Consider the following 7,469-nt stretch of genomic DNA (forward strand, 5'->3'; position numbering starts at 1 on the left):
TGATGATTGCTTTGCCTTTTGTTTTCTGTCCCGCTCTTTCTTCCATTTCTGGACATTCAGGTCGCCGACGATGATTCTTTTCCTGCGTTTTTCCAGCCATTTTTCGTGCATTTCATAGCCTGGCCCCATGTAGAAGAGAACGCCGACGAACATGAGAACCGCGATAACCAGGCCGACATGACCCCAGATTTCTTCAGTTGTCATTTGATGTTTCCTCCGGTTTTGTCGGCCATTATAACCCCCCTAATGCGCCTCGTCCCAGTTGTCTGCGGCGGCGGCATCCACGGTCAGCGGCACCGCCAAATCGGCGGCGGCGCTCATTCGTTTGCGGCATTGGGTGATGACTTCTTCCACCCGGTCCTGGGCGGCTTCAAGCACCAGTTCGTCGTGGACCTGCATGATGATGGCGGCGCCTTTGCCTTTGCGTTTCAGCCAGGCGTGCAGGTCGGTCATGGCGCGCTTGATGATGTCGGCGGCGGAGCCTTGCATCGGCGCGTTGATGGCGGTGCGTTCGGCGTAGCGGCGGCGGTGGACATTCTTTGCGTTGATTTCCGGCAGGTACAGGCGCCGCCCGAAGATGGTCTCGACATAGCCGCGTTCGCGCGCCTCTTTGCGCGTGCGCTCCATGTAGGATTCCACGCCCGGGTAGCGCGCGAAATAGGCGTTCACATATTCCTGCGCGGCGCCGCGCGCAAGGCCCAGTTGCTTTGCAAGGCCGAAGGCCGACATGCCGTAGATGAGGCCGAAGTTGATGGCCTTGGCGATGCGCCGCTGGTCGGGCGCGACCTTGTCCGGCTTGACGGAGAACACCTCGGCGGCGGTCGCGGTGTGAATGTCGCCGCCGCGCTCGAACACCTTCAGCAGGTTTTTGTCGCGCGACAGGTGCGCCATGATTCTCATCTCAATCTGCGAGTAGTCGGCGGCAATCAGTTGGCAGCCGTCGGGCGCGATGAAGGCGCGGCGGATGCGCCGCCCCTGCGCGGTGCGCACCGGAATGTTCTGCAGGTTGGGGTCGGACGACGAAAGCCTGCCGGTCGCGGTCACCGCCTGGTGGTAGCAAGTGTGCACGCGCCCGCTGGCGGCGTCCGTCATCGCCGGCAGTTTGTCGGTGTAGGTGGACTTCAGTTTGCTGAGCGAGCGGAATTCAAGGATGGCGCGCGGCAGTTCATAGTCAACGGCCAGTTCCTGCAACACATCCTCCGCCGTCGAGGGCTGCCCTTTCGGTGTTTTGCGCGTCACCGGCAGGCCGGCCTCTTCAAACAGGATTTCCTGTATCTGTTTCGGCGAATCCATGTTGAATTCGCGCCCGGCGAGTTCAAACGCCTGGCGCGAGATTTCCTCCATGCCGTCGCTCAGTTCCGCGCTCTGGCGCTTCAGCGGTTCGGGCGCGATCAAAACGCCCTTGCGCTCGATGTCGGCCAGCACCGGCAACAGCGGCATTTCAATGTCGCGATAGACCGAGGCCGGGCCGCTTTCGCGTTCAAGGCGCGGTTGCAGGAAACGGTGCAGGCGCAGGCTCAGGTCGGCGTCGGCGGCGGCGTAGTCGCAGGCGGTCCTGAGCGCGACACGGTTGAACGGCTTTTGCTTGACGCCCTTGCCGGCGATGTCTTCGTAGCGGGTGGCGCGCACGCCGAGATACTTCTCGCAAAGGCCGGCGAGGTCGTGGCGCGCCGCGACCGAGTTATAGACATACGATTCCAGCATGCTGTCGTGGCGGATGCCGTCGAGGTGGATGCCGTGGTTGACGAGCACCTCGCGGTCGTATTTCAGGTTGTGGCCGATTTTGCCGTGCTTGGCGCTTTCCAGGAGCGGGCGCAGTTGGCCGAGCGTCTCCTCGCGCGGCAGTTGCGCGGGCGCGCCTTCGTAGTCGTGCGCGAGCGGCAGGTAGGCGGCCTCGCCCTCCCCGACCGCGAACGACAGGCCGACGATTTCGGCGTGCATGTAGTCAAGGCCGGTGGTTTCGGTGTCGAAGGCGAAGTCATCGGCGGCTTGCAGTTTGTCAAGCCATTCTTGCAGTGTTTCGCGGGTCAGAATCAGCCGGTAGCCGGGGTGCGCGGCGGCGGGTTCGGCGGCGGCGGCGGCGGCGGTGTCCGCAGCGCTGCCGGCGGCGCCATCGCCGTCCGCTGCCGCCGCCGGATGCCCCAGGTTCCTGAGCCATGAAGTGAATCCGAATTCCTCATACAGCGCACGCAGCGCGTCGGTGTCGGGGTCGCGCATTGTCAGCGCGTCCGGCTCGGTGTCAAGTTCCACATCGCGGCGGATGGTCGTCAGTTCCAGGTAGAGCGGCAGCGTCGGCGCCGTCGCGCGCAGCGTTTCCCCCGCCTTGCCCTTGACCTTGTCGGCATTTTCAATCACGCCGTCGAGCGTGCCGTATTCGGCGAGCCACTTCGCCGCGGTTTTCGGGCCGACGCCGCGCACGCCCGGAATGTTGTCGGATGTGTCGCCGGTCAGCGCGAGAAAATCGGCGACCTGGCCGGGGGCGACGCCGAATTTTTTCATCACGGCGGCGGCGTCCACCTTCTCGCCCTTCATCGTGTCCGTCATCGTGATGCGCTCGGCGAGCAGTTGCGTCATGTCCTTGTCGCAGGTCGAGATGACGACGGCGAAGCCGTGCTGCGCGCCCCTGTGCGCGAGCGTGCCGATGACATCGTCGGCCTCGACGCCGCCGACTTGCAGCAGCGGGTAGCCGAACGCCTTGATAACGCGAAACAGCGCATCCACCTGCGCCCTCAAATCCGGCGGCGTCGGCGGGCGGTGCGCCTTGTAGTCGGGGAACATCTCGTGGCGGAAGGTCTTGCCGCGCGCGTCGAATATCACCGCGAAGCGGTCCGGCTTTTCCTGCCGCAGCAGCGAGCGCAGCATGTTGACGACGCCGTACACCGCGCCGGTCGGCTGGCCGGCGGGGCCGGTCAACTCCGGCAGCGCGTTGTACGCGCGGTGCAGATAGGACGAGCCGTCCACCAGAACAAGTTTCTCAGGCATGGCGACAGGATACAGCATCCGGCGAATCCGCGCCGGGGAGCCGCTATAATGCGCGAATCGCGGCGCCCGCGCGCGCGGCGCCTGAAAAGACAATGTCGGTCTATACCCAAATCACCGCCCGGGAACTGGAGCAATTCATGCAGCGCTACCCGTGCGGCGCGCTGGTCTCGCACAAGGGCATCAGCGAGGGCATTGAAAACACCAACTACTTCGTGGACACCGCGCAGGGCAGTTATGTGCTGACGGTGTTTGAATGGCTGGGGCGCGACGAACTGCCGTGGTTTATTGACCTGATGGCGCATGTCGCCGACGCCGGGCTGCCGTGCCCGCACCCGGTCGCCGCGCGCGACGGCGGCTACCTGCAGGAACTCAAAGGCAAGCCCGCGGTGCTGATTACGCGGCTGCGCGGGCGCACCGTGCGCGACCCCGACGCGCGGCATTGCGGCCTGGTCGGCGAGGCGCTGGCGCGGCTGCACGGCGCGATGAAAAACTTCGGGCGCCGGCGCGAGAACGGCAGGGACATCGCCTGGTTCCGCGAACAGGGGCGGCGCCTTGACGAACATCTCGGCGCGCGCGAGCGCGAACTGCTGCGCTCGGAGATAAAGCACCAGGCCGCGTGCGACTTCTCGCCGTTGCCGGGCGGCATCATCCACGCCGACCTGTTCCGCGACAATGTCATGTTCGACGGCCCGCGCCTCAGCGGCCTGATTGACTTCTATTACGCCTGCGAGGGCAGCCTGCTGTACGACCTTGCGGTGACGGTCAACGACTGGTGCCGGCGCGACGGCGGCGCCATCGCCGGCGACCGCTACGAGGCGCTGCTGGCAGGCTACCGCGAACACCGCGCGCTGCAACCGGCGGAGGCGCGCGCGTGGCAGGACGCGCTGCGCCGCGCCGCGCTGCGCTTCTGGCTGTCGCGGCTGCGCGACCGCCGCTTTCCGCGCCGCGGCGAAATCACGCATATAAAAGACCCCGGCGTGTTCCGCGACATCCTGCTCGACTGCCGCGCCGACGGCGCGCCGCTCGCCTGACGCCGCCGTGATCGGGAAAATCAACGAATGCATCGGGCGCGCCGTGTCGTGGCTGGCGCCGGTGATGGTGGCGGTGGCGTTCGCGGTCGTGGTGCTGCGCTACGGCTTTCAGTACGGGCGCGTGGACATGCAGGAAAGCATTCTCTACCTGCACGCCGCCATCGTCGCGCTTTGCATGGGCTACACGCTGGCGCGCGACGACCATGTGCGCGTGGACATCTTCTACAGCCGGATGTCGGAGCGCGCGCGCGCCGTCGTCAATCTCGCCGGCGATGTGCTGTTTCTGCTGCCGACCTGCGCCGCGATTCTTTACAGCAGTTGGGATTACACGGCGATTTCGTGGCGGTTCATGGAGCGCTCGCCGGAGCCTGCCGGGCTGCCGGGGGTGTTTCTGCTGAAGACGCTGATACCGCTGATGGCGGTGCTGCTTATGGTGCAGGCGGCGGCGCGCATCGCGCCGGCGGCGGTGTCTGCGGCCAGGTGCATCGCGCGGCGGCGGAGGTGACCGGTGGCGCTGCTGCTTTTTGTGACGGTGGTCGTCGTCATCATGGCCGGTTACCCGGTCGCTTTCACGCTGGCCGGCGTGTCGCTGCTGTTTGCGCTGGTTGGCGCGGCGCTGGGGCTGTTTGAGCCGGGTTTTCTGAACGCGATTCCAAGCCGCATCTACGGCATCATCACCAACGAGACGCTGATTGCGGTGCCGGTGTTTGTGTTCATGGGCGTCGTCCTGCAGAAAAGCCGCCTCGCCGACGACCTGCTGCTGGCCGGCGCCGACCTGCTGCGGCGAATGTCCGGCGGGCTGGGCATTTCGGTTGTGCTGATTGGCGCGCTGCTGGCCGCGACCACCGGCATTGTCGGCGCCACTGTGACGACGATGGGGCTGCTGTCGCTGCCGGCGATGCTGAAGCGCGGCTACCACCCGGCCATCGCCTGCGGCACCATCTGCACCGCCGGCACATTGGGGCAGATTATTCCGCCTTCGCTGGTGCTGGTGCTGCTCGGCGATGTGCTGTCAAGCGCCTACCAGCAGGCGCAATTGAACCAGGGCATTTTCTCGCCCGACACCGTGTCGGTGGCGGATTTGTTCGCCGGCGCGCTGGTGCCGGGCGTGCTGCTGATTGTGCTCTATTCGGCGTGGCTGTTCGTGGCGGCGCTGTTCAGGCCGCAGTGGATGCCGGCGGCGCCGCGCGCGTCTTCGGCGGCGCGCGACGGCGCCGACTGGATGCGGCTTGCGAAGGCGCTGGCGCCGACCTTGTCGCTGATTATCGTCGTGCTCGGCTCGATACTCGGCGGGCTGGCGACGCCGACCGAGGCGGCGTCGGTCGGCGCCGTCGGCGCGCTGCTGCTGGCCGCCGCCAGGGGCAATTTCCCGCGCGCGCAACTGCGCGACTCGGCGCGCTCGACGGTGCGGATTACCTGCATGGTGTTCATGATACTGATTGGGGCGACCTTCTTCTCGCTGGTGTTTCGCGGCTTCGGCGGCGACGACGCCGTGCACCGGATGCTGACCGGCTTTGACGGCGGGCTGATGACGACGATGATCGTCGTCATGCTGCTGATGTTTCTGCTGGGCTTTGTGCTCGACTTTATCGAGATTACATTCGTCGTCGTGCCGATTGTCGGGCCGGTGCTGCTGGCGATGGGCGCCGACCCGGTGTGGCTCGGCATCATGATCGCGGTCAATTTGCAGACCTCGTTTCTGACGCCGCCGTTCGGGTTTTCGCTGTTCTACCTGCGCGGGGTCGCGCCGCGCTCCATCGAGACGCGGCAGATTTACCGGGGCGTGGCGCCGTTCATCGGCCTGCAACTGCTGGCGCTGCTGGCGCTCGCGCTGTGGCCGGGGCTGGCGACCTGGTTACCGTCGGTGCTGCTTCGCTAACAGCGGCAAAAACGGCAGGAACTGCTCCACATAGGGCGACTCGATGCTCTCGAGTTGCATGAACGCGGCGACGGCGATCGCCGTGTAGATGACGCCGATGGCGGCGCGTATCGTGCGGTGCTTCGTCGTTTCTTCCTTGCAGCCGAAAATGGCCTGCGCCGCAACCAGAACGCCGGCCAGAATGCTGAACACAAAGAACGAGAGCATTCCTATCTGATAGCCGAATACTGTAATCATGTTTTTTCTCCGTCGGGGTGAATGGTCATCCGTCAATTATACCTGATGTCGAAATACGCCTTCTCCGACAGCGCATTCCAGTCGCCGACGGCGTCCAGAAAGCGCCGCCAGGACTCGTGGATGCGCGCCGCCAGCGGGTTGGCGGCGGCGACCTCGGCGACGACCCCGGCGGACAGTTCGCGGAAGCGCGCCAGCACATCGTCGGGAAAGCGGCGCACGCTGACGCCGTGCTCGTCCACCAGCGTTTTCAGCGCGCCGAAGTTGCGCGCCGTGTAGTCCGCCAGCATGTCCTGGTTGGCGGACTCGCCCGCGCGCAGCACGATGGCGCGCAGGTCTTTCGGCAGTTCCTCGAACGCGGCGCGGTTGATGAAGCACTCAAGCGTCGTGCCCGGCTCGTGCCATCCGGGGTAGTAGTAATACTTCGCGGCCTTGTGCAGGCCGAACGCGAGGTCGTTGTAGGGGTTGGTCCACTCGGTGGCGTCTATCGCGCCGGTTTGCATCGCCGTGAACAACTCGCCGCCCGGCAGCGCGACGGCGACGCCGCCGGCGCGTTCCAGCACCTTGCCGCCGAGGCCCGGTATTCGCATTTTCAGCCCCCGCAGGTCGGCGATGCTGTTGATCTCGCGGTTGAACCAACCGCCCATCTGCAGGCCGGTGTTGCCGACCGGCATCGGCACCAGGCCGAACGGCTGATACGCCTCGCGCCACAATTCAAGGCCGCCGCCCTTGTAAAGCCAGGCGTTCATCTCGGCGGCGTTCATGCCGAACGGCACCGTCGAGAAAAAGTTGAACGCCGGGTTCTTGCCCTGCCAGTAATAGGCGCTGGCGTGCCCCATCTGCGCGACACCGCCGCGCACCGCGTCAAACGCCTCGAACGCCGGCACCAGTTCGCCGGCGCCATAAACCTTGACGGTGATCCTGCCGCCGGACATTTCGGTAATCAGGCGCGCCAGGTGCTCGGCGCCGACACCAAGACCGGGAAAGTTCTTCGGCCACGCCGTGACCATTTTCCAGTGGCGGATTTCGGTTGTGGTGTTGGCGGGCGCGGCCTGCTGTTGCTCACGGCCACAGGCCGCCAGCGTTCCGGTCAGCAGAGCGCCGGCGGCGGTGCGTTTGACAAATTGTCTTCGTTTCATGGGGGTTCCTGGTAGTGATGTGAGACGGGAATTATAAGGGTGATTTTCGATGCCGCGAATCAACGGCACCGAACCAGCAAACGCCCGCGGGTTTTGCCGGCGAGGATTTGTTGGAAGGCGGCGGGGAGGTCGTTCAGGGTGATGGTGTCGGCGAGGATGTGGTCGAGGCATTGGGGCAACAGGTCGGTGGCGAGGCGGGTCCAG

The 7,469-nt window shown here is 65.4% G+C and carries 7 protein-coding genes; 3 read left to right on the forward strand and 4 right to left on the reverse strand.

What is annotated here, in order from left to right:
* Positions 1–204 (reverse strand): hypothetical protein (locus tag OXU50_06480; GenBank protein MDD9869522.1); only part of this gene is annotated, 204 nt, incomplete at its 3' end.
* 39 nt (positions 205–243) lie between these two features.
* Positions 244–2,982, reverse strand: coding sequence for a DNA polymerase I (gene polA, locus OXU50_06485; protein ID MDD9869523.1), 2,739 nt, complete (start codon positions 2,980–2,982; stop codon positions 244–246).
* 92 nt (positions 2,983–3,074) lie between these two features.
* On the opposite strand from polA, the gene OXU50_06490 reads away from it, so the two are divergent.
* Genes OXU50_06490 through OXU50_06500 form a run of 3 tightly spaced genes read left to right on the forward strand, consistent with a single transcriptional unit; the run spans position 3,075 to position 5,892 of the window.
* Positions 3,075–4,013: a homoserine kinase gene (locus OXU50_06490; protein MDD9869524.1), complete on the forward strand. Its 939-nt coding sequence runs from the start codon at positions 3,075–3,077 to the stop codon at positions 4,011–4,013.
* Between the two features lie 7 nt (positions 4,014–4,020).
* Positions 4,021–4,518, forward strand: coding sequence for a TRAP transporter small permease subunit (locus OXU50_06495; GenBank protein MDD9869525.1), 498 nt, complete (start codon positions 4,021–4,023; stop codon positions 4,516–4,518).
* 3 nt (positions 4,519–4,521) lie between these two features.
* A complete protein-coding gene (locus OXU50_06500) occupies positions 4,522–5,892 on the forward strand; it encodes a TRAP transporter large permease subunit (GenBank protein MDD9869526.1) in 1,371 nt (456 codons plus the stop codon).
* Here the strand turns inward: OXU50_06500 and OXU50_06505 are convergent.
* Positions 5,869–6,129 (reverse strand): hypothetical protein, encoded by a 261-nt coding sequence (locus OXU50_06505; GenBank protein MDD9869527.1) that lies wholly within the window; start codon positions 6,127–6,129, stop codon positions 5,869–5,871. The two genes, OXU50_06500 and OXU50_06505, sit on opposite strands and share 24 nt — an antisense overlap.
* 32 nt (positions 6,130–6,161) lie before the next feature.
* Positions 6,162–7,265 carry a TRAP transporter substrate-binding protein gene (locus OXU50_06510; protein MDD9869528.1) on the reverse strand — a complete coding sequence of 368 codons (1,104 nt, stop codon included), beginning with the start codon at positions 7,263–7,265 and terminating at the stop codon, positions 6,162–6,164.
* Positions 7,266–7,469: the final 204 nt, after the last annotated feature.

Source organism: Gammaproteobacteria bacterium (assembly GCA_028817225.1).
GTDB lineage: Bacteria > Pseudomonadota > Gammaproteobacteria > Poriferisulfidales > Oxydemutatoraceae > Oxydemutator.

Excerpts from the sequence above, each read along its gene's own strand:
- polA (MDD9869523.1), bottom strand. The coding sequence starts at position 2,982 with ATGCCTGAGAAACTTGTTCTGGTGGACGGCTCGTCCTATCTGCACCGC.
- OXU50_06490 (MDD9869524.1), top strand. The coding sequence starts at position 3,075 with ATGTCGGTCTATACCCAAATCACCGCCCGGGAACTGGAGCAATTCATG.
- OXU50_06505 (MDD9869527.1), bottom strand. The coding sequence starts at position 6,129 with ATGATTACAGTATTCGGCTATCAGATAGGAATGCTCTCGTTCTTTGTG.
- OXU50_06510 (MDD9869528.1), bottom strand. The coding sequence starts at position 7,265 with ATGAAACGAAGACAATTTGTCAAACGCACCGCCGCCGGCGCTCTGCTG.